Source organism: Bradyrhizobium quebecense, from assembly GCF_013373795.3.
GTDB classification, from domain to species: domain Bacteria; phylum Pseudomonadota; class Alphaproteobacteria; order Rhizobiales; family Xanthobacteraceae; genus Bradyrhizobium; species Bradyrhizobium quebecense.
On record NZ_CP088022.1, the window covers coordinates 1,910,415 to 1,930,549 of the forward strand.

General features: G+C 62.3%; 24 protein-coding genes. 20 read left to right on the top strand and 4 right to left on the bottom strand.

All coding sequences use genetic code 11. The features are described 5' to 3' along the window. Positions 1-63 precede the first annotated feature (63 nt). Complete coding sequence (locus HU230_RS08835) at positions 64-891, top strand: SDR family NAD(P)-dependent oxidoreductase (RefSeq protein WP_176532007.1); 828 nt, start codon at positions 64-66, stop codon at positions 889-891. Here the strand turns inward: HU230_RS08835 and pdxR are convergent. Continuing rightward, positions 869-2,305: a MocR-like pyridoxine biosynthesis transcription factor PdxR gene (gene pdxR, locus HU230_RS08840; protein WP_176532006.1), complete on the bottom strand. Its 1,437-nt coding sequence runs from the start codon at positions 2,303-2,305 to the stop codon at positions 869-871. The two genes, HU230_RS08835 and pdxR, sit on opposite strands and share 23 nt — an antisense overlap. 88 nt (positions 2,306-2,393) lie before the next feature. On the opposite strand from pdxR, the gene HU230_RS08845 reads away from it, so the two are divergent. The 13 genes from HU230_RS08845 to HU230_RS08905 all read left to right on the top strand — a co-directional run bounded on the left by HU230_RS08845 (position 2,394) and on the right by HU230_RS08905 (position 10,483). Further along, positions 2,394-2,801, top strand: coding sequence for a cupin domain-containing protein (locus tag HU230_RS08845; RefSeq protein ID WP_176532005.1), 408 nt, complete (start codon positions 2,394-2,396; stop codon positions 2,799-2,801). Further along, complete coding sequence (locus HU230_RS08850) at positions 2,798-3,265, top strand: carboxymuconolactone decarboxylase family protein (RefSeq protein ID WP_176532004.1); 468 nt, start codon at positions 2,798-2,800, stop codon at positions 3,263-3,265. The genes HU230_RS08845 and HU230_RS08850 overlap by 4 nt, the downstream gene beginning before the upstream one ends. 277 nt (positions 3,266-3,542) lie before the next feature. Continuing rightward, positions 3,543-3,833 (top strand): hypothetical protein, encoded by a 291-nt coding sequence (locus HU230_RS08855; protein ID WP_176532003.1) that lies wholly within the window; start codon positions 3,543-3,545, stop codon positions 3,831-3,833. Between the two features lie 98 nt (positions 3,834-3,931). Beyond that, positions 3,932-4,240, top strand: coding sequence for a helix-turn-helix transcriptional regulator (locus HU230_RS08860; RefSeq protein ID WP_176532002.1), 309 nt, complete (start codon positions 3,932-3,934; stop codon positions 4,238-4,240). 88 nt (positions 4,241-4,328) lie between these two features. Beyond that, positions 4,329-4,742: a zincin-like metallopeptidase domain-containing protein gene (locus tag HU230_RS08865; RefSeq protein WP_176532001.1), complete on the top strand. Its 414-nt coding sequence runs from the start codon at positions 4,329-4,331 to the stop codon at positions 4,740-4,742. A gap of 3 nt (positions 4,743-4,745) precedes the next feature. Beyond that, the gene (locus tag HU230_RS08870; RefSeq protein ID WP_176532000.1) at positions 4,746-5,405 is read left to right on the top strand and encodes a hypothetical protein; all 660 of its coding nucleotides are present in this window, start codon (positions 4,746-4,748) and stop codon (positions 5,403-5,405) included. Continuing rightward, positions 5,402-7,219: a DNA polymerase gene (locus HU230_RS08875; protein WP_176531999.1), complete on the top strand. Its 1,818-nt coding sequence runs from the start codon at positions 5,402-5,404 to the stop codon at positions 7,217-7,219. The genes HU230_RS08870 and HU230_RS08875 overlap by 4 nt, the downstream gene beginning before the upstream one ends. Continuing rightward, positions 7,216-7,620: a hypothetical protein gene (locus tag HU230_RS08880; RefSeq protein ID WP_176531998.1), complete on the top strand. Its 405-nt coding sequence runs from the start codon at positions 7,216-7,218 to the stop codon at positions 7,618-7,620. The genes HU230_RS08875 and HU230_RS08880 overlap by 4 nt, the downstream gene beginning before the upstream one ends. 571 nt (positions 7,621-8,191) lie before the next feature. Further along, complete coding sequence (locus HU230_RS08885; protein WP_176531997.1) at positions 8,192-8,410, top strand: hypothetical protein; 219 nt, start codon at positions 8,192-8,194, stop codon at positions 8,408-8,410. Then, complete coding sequence (locus HU230_RS08890; RefSeq protein WP_176531996.1) at positions 8,407-9,360, top strand: HK97 family phage prohead protease; 954 nt, start codon at positions 8,407-8,409, stop codon at positions 9,358-9,360. Before HU230_RS08885 ends, HU230_RS08890 begins: the two co-directional genes overlap by 4 nt. 2 nt (positions 9,361-9,362) lie before the next feature. Continuing rightward, positions 9,363-9,656 (top strand): hypothetical protein, encoded by a 294-nt coding sequence (locus HU230_RS08895; RefSeq protein WP_176531995.1) that lies wholly within the window; start codon positions 9,363-9,365, stop codon positions 9,654-9,656. A 192-nt stretch (positions 9,657-9,848) separates the two neighbouring features. Next, positions 9,849-10,286, top strand: a complete 438-nt coding sequence (locus HU230_RS08900; RefSeq protein ID WP_210284260.1) for a P27 family phage terminase small subunit — start codon at positions 9,849-9,851, stop codon at positions 10,284-10,286. 17 nt (positions 10,287-10,303) lie between these two features. After that, a complete protein-coding gene (locus tag HU230_RS08905) occupies positions 10,304-10,483 on the top strand; it encodes a hypothetical protein (protein WP_176531994.1) in 180 nt (59 codons plus the stop codon). A 367-nt stretch (positions 10,484-10,850) separates the two neighbouring features. Here the strand turns inward: HU230_RS08905 and HU230_RS08910 are convergent, their stop codons facing one another. Further along, on the bottom strand, positions 10,851-11,192 hold the full coding sequence (locus HU230_RS08910; RefSeq protein ID WP_224943128.1) for an AMP-binding protein: 342 nt from the start codon (positions 11,190-11,192) through the stop codon (positions 10,851-10,853). Continuing rightward, positions 11,122-11,946, bottom strand: a complete 825-nt coding sequence (locus HU230_RS08915; RefSeq protein ID WP_176531993.1) for a TetR/AcrR family transcriptional regulator — start codon at positions 11,944-11,946, stop codon at positions 11,122-11,124. The genes HU230_RS08910 and HU230_RS08915 overlap by 71 nt, the downstream gene beginning before the upstream one ends. 94 nt (positions 11,947-12,040) lie before the next feature. Between HU230_RS08915 and HU230_RS08920 the strand changes: the two genes are divergently transcribed. Genes HU230_RS08920 through HU230_RS08940 form a run of 5 tightly spaced genes read left to right on the top strand, consistent with a single transcriptional unit; the run spans position 12,041 to position 16,063 of the window. Further along, positions 12,041-13,225 carry a lipid-transfer protein gene (locus tag HU230_RS08920; RefSeq protein WP_176531992.1) on the top strand — a complete coding sequence of 395 codons (1,185 nt, stop codon included), beginning with the start codon at positions 12,041-12,043 and terminating at the stop codon, positions 13,223-13,225. 8 nt (positions 13,226-13,233) lie between these two features. Beyond that, the gene (locus HU230_RS08925; RefSeq protein WP_176531991.1) at positions 13,234-13,665 is read left to right on the top strand and encodes a MaoC family dehydratase N-terminal domain-containing protein; all 432 of its coding nucleotides are present in this window, start codon (positions 13,234-13,236) and stop codon (positions 13,663-13,665) included. Beyond that, positions 13,662-14,069, top strand: a complete 408-nt coding sequence (locus HU230_RS08930; RefSeq protein ID WP_176531990.1) for a MaoC family dehydratase — start codon at positions 13,662-13,664, stop codon at positions 14,067-14,069. The genes HU230_RS08925 and HU230_RS08930 overlap by 4 nt, the downstream gene beginning before the upstream one ends. 8 nt (positions 14,070-14,077) lie before the next feature. Next, complete coding sequence (locus HU230_RS08935; RefSeq protein WP_176531989.1) at positions 14,078-14,905, top strand: SDR family NAD(P)-dependent oxidoreductase; 828 nt, start codon at positions 14,078-14,080, stop codon at positions 14,903-14,905. A gap of 12 nt (positions 14,906-14,917) precedes the next feature. Next, the gene (locus HU230_RS08940; protein WP_176531988.1) at positions 14,918-16,063 is read left to right on the top strand and encodes an acyl-CoA dehydrogenase family protein; all 1,146 of its coding nucleotides are present in this window, start codon (positions 14,918-14,920) and stop codon (positions 16,061-16,063) included. 24 nt (positions 16,064-16,087) lie between these two features. Here the strand turns inward: HU230_RS08940 and HU230_RS08945 are convergent, their stop codons facing one another. Beyond that, the gene (locus HU230_RS08945; RefSeq protein ID WP_176531987.1) at positions 16,088-17,578 is read right to left on the bottom strand and encodes a methyl-accepting chemotaxis protein; all 1,491 of its coding nucleotides are present in this window, start codon (positions 17,576-17,578) and stop codon (positions 16,088-16,090) included. Positions 17,579-18,476: 898 nt separating this feature from the next. On the opposite strand from HU230_RS08945, the gene HU230_RS08950 reads away from it, so the two are divergent. After that, the gene (locus HU230_RS08950) at positions 18,477-20,132 is read left to right on the top strand and encodes a thiamine pyrophosphate-binding protein (protein WP_176531986.1); all 1,656 of its coding nucleotides are present in this window, start codon (positions 18,477-18,479) and stop codon (positions 20,130-20,132) included. The last annotated feature ends 3 nt before the right edge of the window (positions 20,133-20,135 follow it).

The window sequence follows — 20,135 nt, forward strand, 5'->3', positions numbered from 1 at the left end:
AAGTTCAAGTGGCGCATTTATCTTTGCTGACAGCGCTGGGAGAACGACCGAAGGGCCATTTCCATGAATATGTCAGGCAAGACGGTGCTAATCACCGGTTCCACCGATGGCGTCGGCCGCTACGTTGCGATGAAGCTGGCATCTGCCGGCGCCCGGGTCCTGATCCATGGCCGCGATACCAAGCGGGCGCAGACCCTGGCCGACGAGATCAAGCGGGTCTCCGGCCGCGAGCCGATGTTCTATCAGGCCGATCTGTCCTCGCTTGCCGAGGTCCGCGAGTTCGCCCAGCTGGTGCTCGACGATCAGGAGCGCCTCGATGTTCTGGTCAGCAATGCCGGCATCGGGTCGCAGAACGACGGGCCGGCGCGGCAGACCAGCAAGGACGGCCACGAGCTGCGCTTTGCGGTGAACTATCTCGCCGGCTTCCTGCTCGCACATCTGCTGCTGCCGCGGCTCAAGGCGAGCACGCCGGCGCGCATCGTCAATGTCGCGTCGCTCGGCCAGCACCCGATCGACTTCGCCGACGTGATGATCACGAAGAACTACAGCGGCGCGCGCGCCTATGCGCAGAGCAAGCTGTCGCAGATCATGTTCACCATCGACCTCGCCGCAGAGCTCGAAGGCTCCGGCGTGACCGTCAATTCTCTGCATCCGGCGACCTACATGAACACCACGATGGTGCGCGCCAGCGGCGCGACGCCGATCTCGACCGTCGAGCAAGGCGGCGACGCCATCCTGCGTCTGGTCCAGGACGACGACGTCGCCGGCCGGAGCGGGCTGTTCTTCGACGGCAAGCGCGAGGCGCGTGCCCATGCGCAAGCCTACGACGCCGAGGCGCGCAAGCGGCTCAAGGCGTTGAGCCTTGCGCTCACCGGGCTGCGGATTTCCTGACGCGGCGCGTGCGACCTTGGGCACGGATCGCCTCGAACAGACGCTTGCAGGCGGCCTGAACGCCGCGATCGGGCACGGTTGCGATGCCGAGCAGCAAGCCGGGCTGCGCCCGCTTCGGTGAGAGATACCAGGGCGAGAGCGGGGCGGGTGCCAGCCCACGCGCCAGCACCTGCCGCGCGATCGCGACATCGTCGGCCTTGTCGGGCAGCGTCAGCATGACCGCGAGGCCGGCAACCCGCGCGTCGTTGCTCCACGGCCGCAGCGCGGCCGTCAACGCGCCGCGACGCTCGCTATAGGCCCGCTTGGTCCGCCGGAGGTGGCGGATGTAGTGGCCGTCGCGCATGAACTCCGCGGTGGAAAGCTGCACGGCCGGTCCGGGAGCAGGGGCAAGGCATGTCGCGACATCGGCGAACTGCGTTGCCAATTGCTCGGGCGCAACCAGGAAGCCGAGCCGAAGCGTCGGCGAGATCGTCTTGCTGAAGGAGCCGAGGTGGATCACGCGGCCGGCGCGGTCGAGCGAGGCCAGCGCGGGCGCGGCGCGGCCATCGAGCTGCAACTCGCCGAGATAGTCGTCCTCGATGATCCAGGCGCCGGTTTGCGCGGCCCAATCGAGCAGTTGCGCGCGACGCTGGGCTGACAGCGGCGGGCCGAGCGGCGCCTGCTGTCCCGGCGTCACGACCGCGAGCGCCGCGTCGGGGGCGTGCTTGAGGCCGTACTCGACATCGATACCGTCGCCGACGACAGGGATCGGGACCAGCTCCAGCCGGGCGAGCTCGAGCCCCTTTCGGGTCAATGGAAATCCCGGATCTTCCATCCATGCGCGGCGGCCTTCTAGGCCGAGCACGCGCAGCGCGAGGCCGAGGCCGCCGGTGAAGCCTGAGGTGATGACGATCTGCGCAGGCGAGCATTCAAGCCCGCGCGCGATCGCGAGGTGCGCCGCGATCTCCCGCCGCAGTTCGAGCTCGCCGCGCGGATCGATGGTGCGGGTTACCGCGCTCAATTCCGCCCGAACGGCGCGGGCGCGGATTCGGGCCAGCAGCTTTGCGGGGAGAGCGTCCTGCGCAGGGACGCCCATCCGGAAGTGTCCTTGGCCGCTGAGGTCATGAAACATCTCCACGACCGAGCCGGGAGCGATCGGCGCATCGGGTTTTGCAGTCTTCCTCGGCCGCCTGGCGACGGTGGTGCCGTTCGCCTTCGACGACACGATGTGCTGGGCATCAGCCAGTTTGTCGTAGGCTGCCCGCACGGTGCCGCGCGCGACGCCGAGCTGCGCGGCGAGGTCGAGCCATGACGGCAGCCGGGCGCCCGGCACCAGCACGCCATTGTCGATCGCCGCCGCAATCGCCTTGCGGATCTGCTCGGAGAGCGGCGTCCTGGCCGAGCGGTCGAGCGCGATGGGGAGCGGGGTGGGCATGGCCCGTGGTACACCAATTCAATTCATTCTTGGTGCTTCTTTTCAGGCTCGCGCGCCCGCATTGATCCGACAGCAATGGAGGCACGAGATGAAGACCTTTTGGATGACGCTGCTGGCCTGCGCCGCGCTTGCGACGCCGGCAAAAGCGCAATCGGTGACGCCGAAGTTCGAGCACGCCATCACCAACATTCCCGGCAAGTCGCTGATCGCGGTCGAGGTCAACTTCCCGCCGGGCGAGCCGTCGGCGCCGCACCATCACGCCAAGTCGGCGTTTCTCTATGTCCACGTGCTCCAGGGCGCGATCGAGAGCCAGCTGGAGGGCGAGGCCGCGCATACCTACCGGGCCGGGGACAGCTTCTTCGAGCCGCCGGGCGCGCATCACGTGCTGGGGCGAAATGCCAGCGCAACCGAGCCGGCGAAGCTGCTTGCGGTGTTCGTCGTTGACAGCAACGACAAGGCTCTGACCGTCTTCGACAAGGAAGGACACAAGCCGTGAGCATGCGGATCGATTACAATAAGGTCGCGCCCGCCGGCATCAAGGCGCTCGGTGGCGTCTATGGCTACCTCACACAATGCGGCCTCCCGGCGACGCTGATCGAACTCGTCTATCTGCGCATCTCGCAGATCAACGGCTGTGCCTATTGCCTCGACATGCATACGCGCAGCTTGCGGAAAACGGGCGTTGCGATCGAGAAGCTGGCGCTGCTCCAGGTCTGGCGCGAGGCGGAGGTTCTGTTCGACGCCGAGGAACGCGCGGCGCTGGCCTGGGCCGAAACCGTCACCCGTGTGGCGGAGACAGCGATCGCGGACGAAGATTATCGGGCTGCTCGGGCCACCTTCAGCGAGAAGCAGCTGGTCGACCTGACCATCGCGATCGGCTTGATGAACACCTACAACCGGATGGCAATCGGCTTCCGCAACCCGCCGCAGGCCGTGCGCGAGCATTCCGCCGCGGCGTGATCTTGTAGGGTGGGTTAGCCGCCCACGAGTGCGGTCGTTCGACAAGCAATGGCGCAAGGCGTAACCCACCATTTATGTCGCACACAGATGGTGGGTTACGCTTCGCGAATCCTGTCAATCGCTATTTTTGCCTGAACTGTCAATCACATAGCGAAACGCCCCGCCGGACCAGCTAATGCCGCGCTAACAAAGTCGCGCGGAGGTGTCGCCTGTCTTATGCTGTGCCATGGCACGCCGCAAACCAAGAGTGCAACACACGGCAGACAATGACGCGGTTATGGCGCTAATCGCTCAGGAAATGCTGATCGACCCAAACACCAACCCCACGCCCGAAATGTGGCGCACGATGCTTGAACGGTTTCTGGAACTCCTGGAACAGGAGAGCGCACGACTGCCAGCGCATCGGCCAAAAACCGATCATACTGGCTCGTTGGTCACGCTGCTCATCGAGAAGGGCTGGTCGCAGGCCGATGCGCGGCAGCGCGTCGCAAAAATTTCTCGCAAATCCGTTGCCACCGTCGCACGCTCTCACAACCGCCATCGGTCATCGGACAAAAGCAGGCGATAGTTTTGTCCTATGGGACAGAACTAGGTCCCTACTTCTGCCAATTATCATTTTCTGTTCATGCGTGATCAATCTGACGCTTCCAATTTCGGAGCGTCGCAATGCCACCCATCCCGGTCGAACAACTCTCGCCGTATCCCAATAACGAAGTCACGACACAAGTCGAGAATAAGCTGCGCTCGAAAGTGCGTACTCCGCATCAGCCGCGCGCACCGCCGCAAGCCGTTCCAGATTGCATTCTTCGTGAGCGAAACGTTCGTGAGCGCGTCGGCCTGAGCCACTCGACGATCTGGCGTAAAATCCGCAGCGGCGAGTTTCCTGCGCCGGTCCGGCTCGGACCTCAAAGCGTCGGCTGGATCGAGCGCGAAGTTGATGGTTGGATCGCCGAGCGTGTGGCGCAGCGTGCATAGACGTTTAAAGGGCGCTCCGAGAGCGCCCTTTTTTGCGGCCGTTACCAGCGGCCGGATGAAACCCCAAAGCAGGTAGGAGTTCGATCTGATGATAGCGCCTAACACCCAGCCAGTACAAGCCAGCGCCCAGCTTTATGGTGCTAGCACCATAACCGCACAGCCCGACCCCAACAGACCCGAGTTCAATGAACGCAAGACCCGGCTTAACCGCGAGCTACGCAGCCACTTCCACAATGAGAGAGATACCTACGCAGCGGAGGAGTTGATCGCCGAATTAGCCGCGGCATTTCTTCGCTCTGAGTTCAACATCGACGGTGATCTACGGCACGCCGGTTTCATCGCGTTGTGGATTGCACTCTTGCAGCGAGACCCACGGGCAATCTTCACCCCGAGCGGAGGAGCCAAAGCGGCGGTGGATCATCTACGCCAACTAGCTCTGGCGGAGACGGAAGAAAACGGCAACGGGCGCGCCGCAGAAGTCACCACGCCGGCGGAGGTATAGGCTATGACGAAGAGAACGAAACCAACGGCCGCTGACTTGCCAGATGGCAATGTCGTTCCAATCAATATTCCGAAGCCAATCGGCTTTCTGGAAAAGTTCAAGTCGAAGAAAGCGCCAACCATCGGGGGCGTCGAGAGTTTTCCGACCGCGTTACCACACCACAAAATCGCCGACGCCAATGATTTCGTGCGCCTGCATCCCAATGAAGACGACTATTGGACACCTGAACTCTGTTTCACGTCGGTGCCAATCAAGGGAGAGAAGCGCGACATGCTGCATGTAATCGATGAGGAGATAGCGATGCGCTATCTCCCGGCCAAGAAGATCTTGCGCTATCGCTTGGCACTGGCAACAAAGCCGCATGACGCGTTCTTTCTTTGTCACGTCCCGACTCAGAACCTGGATAATACGTGGAACAGCACCACACTGATTGCCTGTGAGAAAGCAAAGCGATTTTGGGTTCAGGCGGCGTCACGCAAGGCCGAAGGTGTTGAAGGTTACAAAATCGACTATGCGCGAGACGTTGATGCATTCCCGGAACCGAATTGGCCGACACGATCTCTCGAAGAATTGCTGGCTGTCACGTTTCACGACTGCCAGATCGAGGCCGACAATCATCCGGCGCTGTTACGGTTGATCGGTGCCAAGCAATCGATCTCATGACCCGGCAGCAGAATTTCCGCCACGTCGTCGTCGTTGACTTCGAGTATGAAGTTAGCGACGGCGACCTCCCCGTAGTGTTGTGCATGGTCGCGCATGTGCTCGATCAAAATCTTGGCCACGTCCGCACCATTCGAACATGGCGCGGCGATTTCAGCATGACACCGCCGTTTAATATCGGACCCGATACGTTGGTGGTCGGCTACAGCTTGTGGGCCGAGATGACTTGTTTCCTGACCCTCGGCTGGCAATTTCCCGTTCACCTCTTCGATTTACATACGGCTTATCTCGCCGTCAGCAATATTCTGCTCACCTACAATCCGGAGGAGGTGCGCAAGAAGCCGCGAAAGCGATTATCCGACGCCTGCCGCGCCTATGGCGTCGAGGGTTGGGAACAGATCGACAAGGGAACCATTGCCAGAGACATCGGGGAGGGCCGCTGGTGGCTGCATGGTCGTGAAGCTTGTTTGCAGTACTGTGAAGAAGACGTCCGGATGTCGACATTACTGTTGTATCGGCAATTGTCGGGATGGTGCCGATTTGATCCGGTTGACGCCGAGCGCATCTTGCATTGGTCGACGTATTCCGCCAAGGCAATCGCCCGCATCCAGGCCCGTGGCATGCCGATTGACGTGGCGTTATGGAATCTGGTGCAGCAAAATAAGGCCGCTGTGGTTCGTGGATTACTGCGCAAGTTCGATCCGAGCCATGGCGATGAAGAGTCTATCTACGATGACGACGGTCACTGGAGCGATTCTAGATTCGAGCAGTGGCTGGTGCGCGCCGGCATTGTCGCCTGGCCACGGTTGGAGTCCGGCAAGGTCGAGGTGAGCGGCGACGCCTTTGCACTAATGTATCCAGCTCACCCCGCACTAGAAGGTCTTCATGCGCTGCGTGATAGTCTTGGCGTTATCACACGGGCACGAATTCCAATTGGGCGCGACGGTAGGAATCGCCCGAGCCTGTTTCCATTTGGCACCGCGACCGGTCGCAATGCGCAGGCCAAAAGCCTGTTCAACGCGCACGCCGGCATGCGGTCATTCATGGTCTTTCCGCAGGAAACAATCGCAATTTACCTCGACTGGCGAACACAAGAGGTTGGAATTGCCGCAGCGTTTTCCGGCGACAAACATCTGGCCCAGGATTACGCCGCCGGTGACATCTATCATTCGCTGGCCCTAATGTGCGGTCTCACCGACGATGCCGATGTTAAACACTGGAAGTCCGAGAACACCGGACAGCGTCAGTTGATGAAGAGTCTGCAACTCGGCGTAAGCTACGGCATGGGTGTGAGATCGCTGGCCAAGGGCCTCAACCGTCACCCGCTGATTGCCAGCGAGGTAATCATTCGTCATCAGCAAAAATATCCGCGGTTTTGGGAATGGCGCGCCGAGATGGTAGAGCGGGCGATGCTTGAGCGCCAAATGTACGCGGAGTTCGACGGCTGGCCGCTACATCTCAGCACTAGCCCGAACAAACGAACGCTCTGCAATTTCCCGATGCAAAGTGGTGGTGCTTCGATGTTGCGGCTGGCGGCATGCCGTCTCTGTGATGCCGGGCTTATACCGAGCATGCTGGTTCACGACGGCATTTTGCTCGAAGTACAAACTTCGGAACAAATCGAGCAGGCGATTGAGATCATGCGGGGCGCCGGCGCCGATGTATGCCATGGCTTGGAGATCGGTGTTGATGTCGATCAGCGCCTGGAGAACGGCGCACGGTATCGCGACAAGCGGAAGGTTGCCCAAGCAATGTGGCAAACCATGATGAATGCATTGAAGGAGATTGGGGCAACTGACGGGCGGGAGGCACTATGAGCAAATATGTGGTTCGGCACGGGCGACGGATTGCCGTGGAGACACTGAAGCCGGTGCAGCCAGGGGGCGGCCTTTCGGCTGAGCGGTTCGTGAAATTGACATGGGCTCAGGTCAAGCTCCTTCACCGAGCCACTCGATTTGCCACCACCGGAAAGGTGTTTCACCTTCTGTTGTTCCGATCGTTCAAGGCTTATGCCAAGCCGTTCGCACTGGCCGCTGATGCATTCTCCAGCAACGGGATCAGCCGTCCCTCGCAATGGCGTGCGATTCGTGAATTGGAGCGCCTTAGGTTGATATCAACAGAACCCGGCAAAGCCAAACGAGCCTTAGTGATCTCGATCTCTGCTGCAATCCAAACGGAAGCATTAGACCCTGCTAGTGCATCCAAACGGAAGCATTAGCCATTCCGAGCTTTTCGAGTTCGCCCACAGTTGCAGGCAGAACTTTCTGTTTGTGATCTCGGAGACCCCTTCTTCTCTTATATTCTTATAGTAATAGTAATTAGAGATAGGATTGAGGATGGATGGAGACACTAGGGCACCGTGCGTCAGGTCTTTGACGGCTACTGCTCGTTATGGCACCACAACCCACAATCTCGATCGAAAACCACACGCCGGGCGGCGTAAGTGCTATGATTGCAGATGCTTTACCGCCACAAAAAGTCCACTCGTCGGTGTAAGAGGTCTTCGACCTCGGGCGCCCTACGATCGCGCCGCTATCACGAGAGGCAGGGCGCGAGAATCGGGCGAACGTCGAGCCCGATTCGGATTTATCCGTTGGCCCTATCGGACGCGGAAGCGACACTTCTGACAGCGGACAAAGAGTTCCTCAGGCCGGCTGGATCCTCAGAAAGGGAGTGGCGCGAGGCGGTCGCCAATCTGGCAGCACGGATTCTCAGAGAGCGTTTGGGTGCCTGATATTTTGTGCGACGCGTTGCAAGTCGAGCTGTGAAGATCGGTTAAAGTCTCGGCCATGAAACAGAAACAGCACTCAGCGAAGCGCATCCTCCTGGTGCGGTCTATCGTCAATGACAGGGACGGAGTTGATGCCGTGCTCGACCTGATCGATCTCGCCGGTCTAATCACCCTTACTTTCGGACCGATGCAGCGCTATCACGTCGCCGATCATTTGCGAAGTGTCGCGGATCAAGCCGAGCGCGGACTCGGCGCGAGCGCGGAGGTGTCGGTATGACGGGCTCAGTCTACAAAAAGGTGGCATCGCAGGCCGGAACTTTGAGCGGAGACGATCTCGACTTCTTGCTGAGCAGCCCATGGGATGAGGACAGCTACGGCGATATCGTTGGCGATCCCGACGATCCTGAGTACGGTTGGCATCTGGAATCGTTTCGAACGAACCCGGCGGCGCTGTTCGCGCACAACAACAACATGCCGCCGATCGGTACTTGGAGAAATGTCAGCGTGCGAAACCGCGCGCTGCGCGGAACGCTGGTTTTTGCACCGCGCGGCGCATCGAAGTTCGCCGACGAAATTAGCGATCTCACTAAGGCCGGTATCATCAAAGGCGTATCCGTTGGCTTTATTCCAAAACAAAGCCGGCCTCGAGTGAATGGGCGCGGTACGCACTATCTTGAGCAGGTGCTCAAGGAGGCGTCACTGTGTGGAATTCCCGCACTGCCGAGCGCGTTGGTTCAAGCTAAGCAAATGGGCATCAGCACGGAGACGATAAAGAAAGTGTTCCGGCCGATGCCTGAAAGCGTTGGCGAAAGAATCCGTCGTGCGCGTCGCACAGTTGCCAAGGCCAAATTGCTGCTGGCGAAGACAACGAGTGATAGATCGCGCCAGTCCTTGATCCGGGCAATCGAAATAATCGAAGCGGAAGGTCGTGAGGCCATGGCGGCATCATGCCGGTTACCACATAGCAGTCAATCTGCCACACAGCTAGCGGCGGCATCAAAGGCGCGAGCGATAGCGATGCTCGAAAAAGTCGCCGTGCGGATCGCGATGGAGGAAGCTCAGACGGCGTCGGGTCAGGTGCGGGCCTACAGTGAAGAAGTCATTGCAAGTTTCACGAACATGGCGCTCCGACATCCCGACCCACCCAGCCAGATAGTCGACCCGACGATCAATAGTTGGCGTGGGCAGAGTGTGCCGGGACCAACTTGGCGAGGGAAGAAGATATGACGATGAACAGCAACATCGTTGCGATCGCACTTGATGGTGTTTGGATGCTCGCTAATCAAGCGGCCACCAAAACCAATTCCGGCAACGGCAGTAACGTGGTCGAGTTCGATGGGACGAATGATGTGGATCGCATAGTTGGCCATCTCGGCCAAGTGGTACGGCTGGCTCGAAATTTATCCGAAGGTGACGCAAGGCGGGTCCGCGCATTTGTTCACGCGGCATCGTCGGCGTTGTTGGCGACAACCTATTTGCCCAAATCCGATCAAGCGCTGTTCGAACATTCATTGCGGAAATAGATAGGGCGGCATGTACTGGTCTCTGTCGGGGCGAAGCCAGCTTCGCATTTATAACCCGGATGGTTGTAATGCCGGGGGGGGGGAAGTCGCTTTTTGGGACTGTCCCAAGGGACCGATCGGTCCCATAGAATTACTGAGAGTTCTGCGGTTTTGGACGCTCCCGCGCGCGTAGGAAGCAAAGGAAGCCAGTTGATGGGCGCTCGTGGTCCAAAATCTTTCGACGAACTCGATGCCAGCGCACGCAACCGTGCCGCCAGGGCACGCAACCGTGTCACAATTACCGAACACCCTGTTGGAAACCCGCCGGATCATCTAAGCGCAGAAACCCGCGTATGGTGGAAACAGATCGCGGAGCATTTCGATTTCGAGGCGTATCAGCGCCGCGTTCTGCAGGCATGCGCCGAAGCGTGGGATCGCAAAGAGCAGGCGCGGCTGGCGCTGGTGCAGTATGGCCTTACCTATGAAGATGCAAAGGGCATGGTTCGCGCGCGGCCTGAGATCATGATCGAACGCGATAGCCGGACCGCATACCTGCGGGCGATGCGTGAACTCGATCTGGAAAAAGCGCCGCCGCCGAATCTCAGGAAGACGTGGGAAGGTGAGCAGCCGTGGGAGGGGCAAGACACATGATCACGGCGAGGCGGAGAATGCCGGACAACTTTTGCAGCCTGATAGAGCGCTATAATCAGCTGGGCCGCCTGCTGCCCGATGAAAGCACCTTCGACACCGACGATGCAGCCGCCGTCGCCGAAGCCCGGCTGGTGCTGGGCGAAATGGATCAAACGCTGATCGCGATCAAGGCATTGCTGAGGGTCGACGCAAGATAGCATTGAGGCGGCCTTCCCAATCTCAATCAGTTCGACCGGCAAACTATCGATTTGTCCGGAGCGATGAGCCCCTCCAACAGCACCCATCACTTCCCCAAGATACCGTGCCCGCATGTTTAAAGAAAATGGAAGGCAGGCGAACAATTTCAAAGCCAGTGGAATGCCGACTAGGTTCGTCGCCGAGGATGATCCCGGAGCGTCCCGCTCGGGTCGGCAACTTCGCAATGGCTTAAATACAACGTCAGAGAAGCGGAATGACGGCCGATCTGGAACACATTGAGCGCGCCGTTAGGCAACAATGTGGGTACGTCGCGGCCCACGCATCATCGCTCCAGACGTTGATGCATGCTCTTCGCCGGGAGCAGATTCAATATAGGTTTTCGCCAATCTGGTTCGGCGTACAGAAGCAAGCCCGCTCGTTCCTGCGCAGCGCATCTTCGTTCTCAATCGGAGACCAGCGGATGTTGAGCGGCACGATCACGGTGCCGGCCCAGCCGACCGCCAGATACAGTTCGAGATAGCGGTCGGAGTTCAGCGACAGGATCGCGACGCGGTCGCCGTTGCCGGCGCCAAGCGAGCGGATCGCGGAGGCGAGGCGGGCGACGCGGGTGCCGACCTCGCGCCAGCTGCGCCGCCGCTCACCGCAGACGACTGCGAGCCCGTTTGGATTGACCTGCAGCGCCCGCCGCAGCCCGTGTGTGATGTTCACTCCTGTCCTCCCTTGATGCGTTTCCCACGTTTCCCTTGCGAGGCGGTTTGTTCGCCTTCGCTGCAGCCGGAACGGCTGCTTTGCGCGTTGTTGTCTCGCGCGTTGATGTCATTTGCGTTGTTGTTTTGGCGATGCCTTCGGTGAGGCGGATCGCGAATTCCTCGGCGACGGCGTGTCCGGTCAGCTCACCGCCGGGCTGGAACCAGTGCCCGATCCAGTTCAGCGAGCCGGCGATCGCAAACGCCGCGAGCTTCGGGTCGCAGGGTTTCACCGAACCGTCCGCGATGCCGGCAGCGATATAGTGGCGGAAGGCGCGGTCGATCCGCCGCTTCGCGGTCTGCACGATCTTGCGGTTATGCTCGCTGAGATCGCGGAGATCGAACCGGACCAGGCTCTTGCCGTAGTCCGTCGTCATCAGCTCGGCGTAGCGGACGGTGAGCTTGCGTAGCTTGTCGAGGCCGCTGCCGCTGCCGGCCGAAGTCTCGGCAATGCAGTCGTCGACCAGCTCATGGCCGATCGACCAGCACTCGAACAGGATCTCGTCCTTGCCGCGGAAGTAATTATACAGTGCCGGCTTGGTGATGTTGAGCCGCTTGGCGACGTCGTTCAGCGTGGCGCGGTGATAGCCCTGTTCGAGGAACAGCTGCACGGCGGCGCGCAGCACGGCTTCGCGCTTCTCGTCGCGGGCGCGGCGCCGGCTCTCGAACGGCAGCCAGGGCGACTCGGTGTTGGAAGGGGGGAAGCGGGCGTCCATCGCGTGGCTGTTGTCGCATTGACTCCGGAAGGTGGCCCGTATATTACCCATGGGTAACAAATAGTCCAGTGGGTAATTTCCGGGAGGGCACGCGATGACGTCACGCACCTATGTTGCCGGGGTCGGCATGATCCCGTTCGTCAAGCCCGGCGCCAATGCGCCATATCACGTGATGGGCGCCGAGGCTGCGAAGCTCGCGCTCACTGATGCCGGGCTCGACTACGGCCGTGTGCAGCAGGCCTATGTCGGCTATGTCTATGGCGACTCGACTTGCGGGCAGCGCGCGCTCTATCCGGTCGGTATGACCGGCATCCCGATCGTCAACGTCAACAACAACTGCTCGACCGGCTCGACCGCGCTGTTCCTGGCGCGGCAGGCGATTGAATCGGGCGCGGCCGATTGCGTGATGGCGCTCGGCTTCGAGCAGATGAAGCCCGGCGCACTCGGCGCTGTGTTCACTGATCGCCCCAGCGCGTTCGACGATTTCGACGCCGCCGCCGACAAACTGGTCGATGCGCCCGGCGTGCCGCTGGCGCTGCGCTATTTCGGCGGCGCCGGCCTCAGCCACATGAAGAAGTACGGCACGCCGCTGTCGGCGTTTGCAAAAGTGCGGGCCAAGGCGAGCCGCCACGCCAAGAACAATCCGCTGGCGCTGTTCCGCAAGGAGGTTACCGCCGACGACGTGATGAACGACCAGGTGATCTGGCCCGGCGTGATGACGCGGCTGATGGCGTGCCCGCCGACCTGCGGCGGCGCCGCCGCGATCCTGGTCTCGGAGAAGTTCGCCGACCAGCACGGACTCAACAAGAGCGTTCGCATTGCGGCGCAGGCGATGACGACCGACACGCCCTCGACCTTCGGTGCATCGGACATGATGCAGGTGGTCGGCTACGACATGGCGCGCGACGCCGCGAAGAAGGTCTATGAGGCGGCCGGCATCGGCCCCAACGATCTCGACGTCGTCGAGCTGCACGACTGCTTCGCCCATAACGAGCTGATCACCTATGAAGGGCTCGGCCTGTGTGGACAGGGCGAGGCCGCGAAGTTCATCGATGACGGCGACAATACCTACGGAGGGAAGATCGTCACCAATCCGTCCGGCGGGTTGCTGTCGAAGGGCCATCCGCTCGGCGCCACCGGTCTTGCGCAGTGCTACGAGCTGACGCGGCAGCTGCGCGGCACGGCTGCTGCTACGCAAGTGGAGGGCGCGCGGCTCGGCGTGCAGCATAATCTCGGCCTCGGCGGCGCCTGCGTCGTGACGCTCTACGAACGCGCCTGAGGCAGCCCATGGTCGATCAATCCGCCGTCGGGCGTAGCTTTACGCCCGTGACCGCGCGCGTCGAGCCGGGGCGCCTGCGCTTCTTCCTTGACACGCTCGGCGAGACCAATCCGCTCTATCGTGGTGGGGCAGCGGCGCCGGTGCCGCCGACCTATCTGTTTTGTCTGGAGATGATGGACGCGGCCGAGCCGTTCGAGTTCCTGACCGCGCTCGGCATCGATCTCGCCCGCGTGCTGCATGGCGAGCAGCGCTTCGACTATCACGCCCCCGTCGTCATCGGCGACACCCTGACGTTCCGGCCGCGCGTCACCAGCGTGACCGAGAAGAAGGGCGGGGCGATGACGCTGATCGTGGTCGAGACCGCGGTCACCAATCAAGCCGGCATCCACGTCGCCGATACCTTGCGCACCATTGTGGTGCGCAATGCGAGGCCGTCATGAGCAGCAGCGTTCCCGCGGTCGGCGACCGCATCGTCCACAAGGAATTCCCGCCGATCAGCCGCCATCGCCTCGCGCTGTACTGCGGCGCCTCGGGCGACCATAACCCGATCCATGTCGACATCGACTTCGCGAAGCAAGCGGGGTTTCCCGACGTGTTCGCGCACGGCATGCTGGTCATGGGCTATCTCGGCCAGGCGTTGACGGACGCGGTCAGCCCGTCGCGCATCCGCTCATTCTCGACTCGCTTTGCCGCGATCACCCAGCTCGGCGCCGCGTTGACCTGCGAAGGCACGGTGACGGATCTGATCGAGCAGGGCGGTGAGAAGCGGGCAAAACTCGCGCTGACCACGAAGGATCAGAACGGCGAGATCAAGCTCGCCGGGGAAGCCATTATCGCGCTGTAGGAGAGATCATGTCGAAACTGCAAGGCAAAGTCGCACTCGTCTCCGGATCGGGCCGCGGCATCGGGCGCGCCATCGCGCTGAAGCTCGCGAGCGAGGGCGCGAAGGTCGTGGTCAACGACCTCGACGCCGAGCCGGGCAACGCCGTCGTCGCCGAGATCAAGGCCGTGGGTGGCGAGGCGATCGCGGTCAATGGCAGCGTCGTCGACGCGGGCTTTGCCGATCGTTTCGTCGGTGCGGCCATCGAAACATTCGGCGGCCTCGACATCATCGTCAACAATGCCGGCTACACCTGGGACTCGACGATCCAGAAGATGTCGGACGAGCAGTTCCAGGCGATGCTCGACGTCCATCTCGTTGCCCCGTTCCGGATTCTGCGCGCAGCGTCCGAGCCGATCCGGGTGATGGCGAAGAAGGAGGCCGAGGCCGGCCGCGAGGTGTTCCGCAAGGTCGTCAACATCTCCTCGATCGCGGGCCTTTACGGCAATGCCGGGCAGGCGAGCTATTCCTCGGCCAAGGCGTCGCTGATCGGGCTGACGCGCACGATGTGCAAGGAGTGGGGCCGCTACAAGGTCAACGTCAATTGCGTGGCGTTCGGCCTGATCAACACCCGCCTGACCCAGCCGATCGAGAGCCAGCAGAAGACCATCGACGTCGCCGGCCGCGACATCAAGGTCGGGGTGCAGCCGCAGATGCTGGAGGCGATGGGCCGCATGATCCCGCTCGGCCGCGGCGGCACGCCGGAAGAAGCGGCGGATGCGGTCTATCTGTTCTGCGCGCCGGAATCGAACTACATCAGTGGTCAGGTGATCGTCGCCGGCGGCGGTCTGTTGATCTGACACGGGGATATCATGCATTACCGATCGTCCTGGATGACCGAGGAGCTGGACACCTTCCGTGACCAGTTCCGCAAATTCCTCGCCAAGGATCTTTTGCCACACGCCGAGAAATGGCGCGAGCAGAAGCTGGTCGACCGCTCCGCCTGGCGCGCGCTCGGCGAGATGGGCGCGCTGCTGCCGAGCGTGCCGGAGGCCTATGGCGGCTTAGGGGCCAGCTTCGCCTATGACGCCGCTGTGCTCGATGACCTCGAGAGCACGGTGCCGGAGCTGACCACCGGCGTCTCCGTGCACAGCGCGATCGTCGCGCACTACATCGTCAACTACGGCTCGGAGGAGCAGAAAAAGCGCTGGCTGCCGAAGATGGCGTCGGGCGAGATGGTCGGCGCCATTGCGATGACCGAGCCCGGCACCGGCTCCGACCTGCAGGCCGTCAAGACCACCGCGAAGAAGCAGGGCAATTCCTACGTCATCAATGGCCAGAAGACATTTATTACCAACGGCCAGGCCGCCGATCTCGTCATCGTGGTGGCGCGCACCGGAGCGCCGGGCGCGAAAGGCATCTCCCTGATCGTCGTGGAGACCGCCGGAGCCGAGGGCTACCGGCGCGGCCGCAACCTCGACAAGATCGGCCTGCACGCGTCCGACACGTCGGAGCTATTCTTCGACAATGTCACGGTGCCGCCGGAAAACCTGCTCGGAGGCGAGGAGGGCAACGGCTTCGTCCAGCTGATGCAGCAATTGCCGCAGGAGCGGCTGTCGCTCGCGATCGGCGCGGTCGCCTCGATGGAGCGCGCGGTCAAGATCACCGCCGAATACACCAAGGCGCGCACCGCGTTCGGCAAGCCGCTGATCGAATTCCAGAACACCGCGTTCACGCTTGCCGAGCGCAAGACCGAGGCGATGATCGCCCGCGTGTTCGTCGACTGGTGCGTCGAACGTCTGGTCGCCGGCGATCTCGACACCGTGACGGCCTCGATGGCGAAATGGTGGTGCTCGCAGAAGCAGGTCGAGACCGCCGACGAATGCCTGCAGCTGCATGGCGGCTATGGCTACATGCAGGAATATCCGATCTCGCGCATGTTCATCGATTCCCGCATCCAGAAGATCTATGGCGGCACGAACGAGATCATGAAAGTGCTGATCGCGCGCTCGCTGTAGCGCAAGCGCGCGACCTCCGCGGCGTTACATCGCCCGCACGTTCTTGAGGAACTTGTCGACCTGGACTTCCAGCTCGGACGCGTTGCTGGCGAGCTCTCCGGAGGCGGCCAGAACGTTCTCGGCGGCCTTGCTGGCATCGTCGATCGCCTTGGTGGTTCCGTTGATGTTGGCGGTGACCTCCTTGGTGGCCGCGGCCTGCTCCTCGACGGCGCTGGCGATCACGGTCGAGATCTCGCTGATCTGGACGATGACCTGCGAGATCGACTTCAGCGCCGTGGCGGTGTTGCCGGTCGCGGCCTGCATCTCGTTGATCTGCGCCGAGATGTCTTCCGTGGCCTTGGCGGTCTGGTTGGCCAGCGCCTTCACCTCGGATGCGACGACGGCAAAGCCCCGGCCGGCTTCGCCGGCCCGCGCGGACTCGATCGTGGCGTTGAGCGCGAGCAGGTTGGTCTGGCCGGCGATCTGGCTGATCAGCGCGACGACGTCGCCGATCTTCTGCGCCATGGTCACGAGGCCCGCGACCAGCTTGTCGGACTTCTCGGCCTCCTCGACCGCCATGCGGGCGATGCGGCTCGCTTCGGACACCTGGCGGCTGATCTCGTTGACCGACGACGACAGCTCTTCGGAGGCGGACGCCGCACTCGCCGAGCGCTGATTGACGAATTCGGCGGTCGTCGTCAGTGATCGCGCGGTACCCTGCATTTGCGTCGAGGCCGATGCCAGCATCCCGGCAAGGCCCTTCACGTCCTTCTCGAAATCGTCGGCGAGCTTCACATTGCCCGTGACGACCGCCCAGCTCAGCATCGCGCCGGTATAGTTGCCGCGCTTGTCGGTCAGCCCGGAGACCCTGAGGTCGAGCGTTTCCGGGCCGAGCTTGATCTTGGCCGCGTGCGGCAGGTTCTTGGGATCGCCGACGATGCGACGCTGATGCGCCGGGTTCTTGTGGAAGATGTCGAACGAGTTGCCGAGGATCTTGTCCGGCGCCACCGGGAGCAGGTGCTTCACGGTGTCGAGCGTCTTGAGGCTGGTCTGGTTGATGTAGGTGATGTTGAAGTCGGTATCGCACATCATGATGTTGATCGGCATGTTGTCGAGCATCTGCAACAGCCGCTCGGTCTGGGTTTCAAGCCGCGCCTTCTCGGTCGCGAGCTCCCAGGTCAGCATCGGTCCGCTGTAGCGGCCGCGCGAATTGGTCATCGCCGTCACGGTGAGATCGAGCGTCTCGCCGCCGATGGTGATGCGCGCCTTGTGCGGCAGGTTCTTCGGATCGGACAAGAGCCGGCGCTGATGCTGCGGGTTCTTGTGAAAGATGTCGATCGATTGTCCGATCAGCGCGTCGACTTTCACCGGCAGAACATGCTCGATCTTTTTCAGATTCTGCCGCGTCGACTCGTTGATGTAGGTGATCTTGAAATTGTCCAGCTCGCAGAGCATGACACTGATCGGCATGTCGTCGAACAGCCGGTAAGAACTGTCCGAGCCGACTACGCTTGCGACGCTCTTCATCCCCAACATGCATTGCCTCCAGCATTGATATTAATTGGTGAACGCAAAACGATGCACCTGATCGGCAGTAGAACGCCTTCCGCCGCAGGACGGCGGACAGGTGCGATACACGATTTACAATTTGTGACTGCACGAAACCGTAGGCGATTCGAGTTCCATCAAGAAGTGCATGCAGTGTGCCGCGCGCGATCGCGCAAGACCGACCGCGCGATGCGTGCAGTGAGCGCAGCCGAAATCGACGCGCCAGACGGCGATTTTCCGCGAAATCCGCGCGTTCCTGCATCGAACGGTGCGAGGCGACCGATCGCTGCACCGTAGTCTTACGGAAGAACACGCGCGCGCTTCGAATGATTGTTATCGTGCATATGACGCGATGGTGCATGCAGTTTGTGCCACGCTGTTGTCACGCGCGCCGCAACGTGCTGGCTTTCACGCGCCCCGTGCGGCGGTCGCGCGCCGTCGGTCTTCGCGATGCCCGCGGATCATCTCTCCCGCATGTGCGCTGCTGCGGCGGTTGGTGCCGCGTGATGACCGCGAGGCTACCGCATCGCCGATGGGTTGTTGTTGAAAGAAACACGCACAGGTAGAGTCTGGCGCCGCGATACCGGATCGAACTTGCCGACCGGCGACGGAACGTGTCGTCCGCAAGCTGACGGCGAGGGCGCCCTGAAATCGGCGGAAGTTACCTATCTGCTCTCCGGCCGGTCCGCGACGATCCCGCCGGCGATCGTCCGCTCTGCGGAAATCGATGACGAAAGGGCGATGCCCATTGCCTATCGCATGGCTTGCCCCGGCTTCGCCCGCGAGAAGCGGCTTCGGCCTTGCACCATATTCCCGTCTATCATACCCCCGTCGGACCACGTTCCGCGCGAGCCGCAAGCGCGCGCCAATGCCGCAGGGAGCTCTCATGACCAAAAGCAACGCCCGCACCGGAGGCCAGATCCTGATCGACCAGCTGGTCGCGCAAGGGGTGGAGCGCGTCACCTGCGTGCCGGGCGAGAGCTACCTGGCTGCGCTCGATGCCCTGCATGACAGCCCGATCGACGTCGTGATCTGCCGCGCCGAGGGCGGTGCGGCGATGATGGCGGAGGCCTATGGCAAGCTCACCGGGCGTCCTGGCATCTGCTTCGTCACCCGCGGTCCCGGCTCGACCAACGCCGCGCACGGCGTGCACATCGCGATGCAAGATTCTACCCCGATGATCCTGTTCGTCGGCCAGGTCGACACCGGCATGCGCGAGCGCGAGGCGTTCCAGGAGCTCGACTACAAGGCGGTGTTCGGCACCATGGCGAAATGGGCGGTCGAGATCGATCGTCCGGACCGCATTCCGGAACTGGTCGCGCGCGCCTTCCGCGTCGCGCTGCAGGGCCGCCCCGGTCCGGTCGTGATCTCGCTGCCGGAGAACATGCTGACCGAAACCGCAGCGGTCGCCGACGCGCCGAAGGTCGAGCCTGCGGTCACCTGGCCGGCGCCATCGGATCTCGAGCGTCTTGGCAGCATGCTCGCCGGCGCCAGGGCGCCGATCGTGGTGCTCGGCGGCTCGGCTTGGACCGCAGAGGCCGCCAAGGGCATCGCGCGCTTTGTCGAGCGCTTCGACCTGCCGGTCGCGACCTCGTCCCGCCGCGCCTCGCTGTTCGACGCCGACCATTCGCATTATGCCGGCGATCTCGGCATCGGCCCGAGCCCGAAGCTCAGGGATCGCTTCACCGGCGCCGACGTCATTCTCCTGATCGGCGGCCGCATGTCGGAGATGCCGTCCTCGTCCTACACGCTGCTCGACATTCCGGTGCCGACCCAGAAGCTGATTCACGTGCATCCGGGCTCCGAAGAGCTCGGCCGCGTCTACCAGCCGGCGCTGGCGATCCAGGCGACGCCTGCGGCCTTCGCCGCCGCGGTCGAGAGCATGAAGCCCGCCGCCGCGCCCGCCTGGAAGGGCGAGGCGGCCAAGGCGCACGCGGACTACCTTGCCTGGACCGACAAGCCGCGCGAGCTGCCGGGCCATTTCCAGTACGGCGAGGTCGTGACCTGGCTGCGCGACCGGCTGCCGAAGGATGCGATCGTCTGCAACGGCGCCGGCAATTACGCCGGCTGGATTCATCGCCACCATCGCTTCCACGCTTTCGCCGCGCAGCTCGCGCCGACCTCGGGTTCGATGGGCTACGGCGTGCCGGCGGCCGTGATGGCCAAGCGGCAGCATCCGGATCGCGTTGTCGTCGCGTTCGCCGGCGACGGCTGCTTTCTGATGAACGGGCAGGAGTTCGCCACCGCCGTGCAGTATGACGCGCCGCTGATCGTCGTCGTCATCGACAACGCGCAATACGGCACCATCCGCATGCATCAGGAGCGCGACTATCCCGGCCGTGTCGTCGGCACGCAGCTCAAGAACCCGGACTTCGCGCTCTACGCAAAGGCGTTCGGCGGCCATGGCGAGCGGGTCGAGCGCACCGAAGACTTCGCGCCGGCGTTCGAGCGGGCGCTGGCCTCCGGCAAGCCCGCGATCCTGCACTGCCTGGTTGATCAGCGCGCGCTGTCGGTCGGCAAGGATTTTGTGCCGCAGGCATGATCC

What these genes read in the sequence shown, in the direction of transcription:
- HU230_RS08835 (WP_176532007.1), top strand. Translation starts at nt 64, where the DNA reads ATGAATATGTCAGGCAAGACGGTGCTAATCACCGGTTCCACCGATGGC.
- pdxR (WP_176532006.1), bottom strand. Translation starts at nt 2,305, where the DNA reads ATGCCCACCCCGCTCCCCATCGCGCTCGACCGCTCGGCCAGGACGCCG.
- HU230_RS08845 (WP_176532005.1), top strand. Translation starts at nt 2,394, where the DNA reads ATGAAGACCTTTTGGATGACGCTGCTGGCCTGCGCCGCGCTTGCGACG.
- HU230_RS08855 (WP_176532003.1), top strand. Translation starts at nt 3,543, where the DNA reads ATGGCGCTAATCGCTCAGGAAATGCTGATCGACCCAAACACCAACCCC.
- HU230_RS08860 (WP_176532002.1), top strand. Translation starts at nt 3,932, where the DNA reads ATGCCACCCATCCCGGTCGAACAACTCTCGCCGTATCCCAATAACGAA.
- HU230_RS08865 (WP_176532001.1), top strand. Translation starts at nt 4,329, where the DNA reads ATGATAGCGCCTAACACCCAGCCAGTACAAGCCAGCGCCCAGCTTTAT.
- HU230_RS08870 (WP_176532000.1), top strand. Translation starts at nt 4,746, where the DNA reads ATGACGAAGAGAACGAAACCAACGGCCGCTGACTTGCCAGATGGCAAT.
- HU230_RS08875 (WP_176531999.1), top strand. Translation starts at nt 5,402, where the DNA reads ATGACCCGGCAGCAGAATTTCCGCCACGTCGTCGTCGTTGACTTCGAG.
- HU230_RS08880 (WP_176531998.1), top strand. Translation starts at nt 7,216, where the DNA reads ATGAGCAAATATGTGGTTCGGCACGGGCGACGGATTGCCGTGGAGACA.
- HU230_RS08885 (WP_176531997.1), top strand. Translation starts at nt 8,192, where the DNA reads ATGAAACAGAAACAGCACTCAGCGAAGCGCATCCTCCTGGTGCGGTCT.
- HU230_RS08890 (WP_176531996.1), top strand. Translation starts at nt 8,407, where the DNA reads ATGACGGGCTCAGTCTACAAAAAGGTGGCATCGCAGGCCGGAACTTTG.
- HU230_RS08895 (WP_176531995.1), top strand. Translation starts at nt 9,363, where the DNA reads ATGAACAGCAACATCGTTGCGATCGCACTTGATGGTGTTTGGATGCTC.
- HU230_RS08900 (WP_210284260.1), top strand. Translation starts at nt 9,849, where the DNA reads ATGGGCGCTCGTGGTCCAAAATCTTTCGACGAACTCGATGCCAGCGCA.
- HU230_RS08905 (WP_176531994.1), top strand. Translation starts at nt 10,304, where the DNA reads ATGCCGGACAACTTTTGCAGCCTGATAGAGCGCTATAATCAGCTGGGC.
- HU230_RS08915 (WP_176531993.1), bottom strand. Translation starts at nt 11,946, where the DNA reads ATGGACGCCCGCTTCCCCCCTTCCAACACCGAGTCGCCCTGGCTGCCG.
- HU230_RS08920 (WP_176531992.1), top strand. Translation starts at nt 12,041, where the DNA reads ATGACGTCACGCACCTATGTTGCCGGGGTCGGCATGATCCCGTTCGTC.
- HU230_RS08925 (WP_176531991.1), top strand. Translation starts at nt 13,234, where the DNA reads ATGGTCGATCAATCCGCCGTCGGGCGTAGCTTTACGCCCGTGACCGCG.
- HU230_RS08930 (WP_176531990.1), top strand. Translation starts at nt 13,662, where the DNA reads ATGAGCAGCAGCGTTCCCGCGGTCGGCGACCGCATCGTCCACAAGGAA.
- HU230_RS08935 (WP_176531989.1), top strand. Translation starts at nt 14,078, where the DNA reads ATGTCGAAACTGCAAGGCAAAGTCGCACTCGTCTCCGGATCGGGCCGC.
- HU230_RS08940 (WP_176531988.1), top strand. Translation starts at nt 14,918, where the DNA reads ATGCATTACCGATCGTCCTGGATGACCGAGGAGCTGGACACCTTCCGT.
- HU230_RS08945 (WP_176531987.1), bottom strand. Translation starts at nt 17,578, where the DNA reads ATGTTGGGGATGAAGAGCGTCGCAAGCGTAGTCGGCTCGGACAGTTCT.
- HU230_RS08950 (WP_176531986.1), top strand. Translation starts at nt 18,477, where the DNA reads ATGACCAAAAGCAACGCCCGCACCGGAGGCCAGATCCTGATCGACCAG.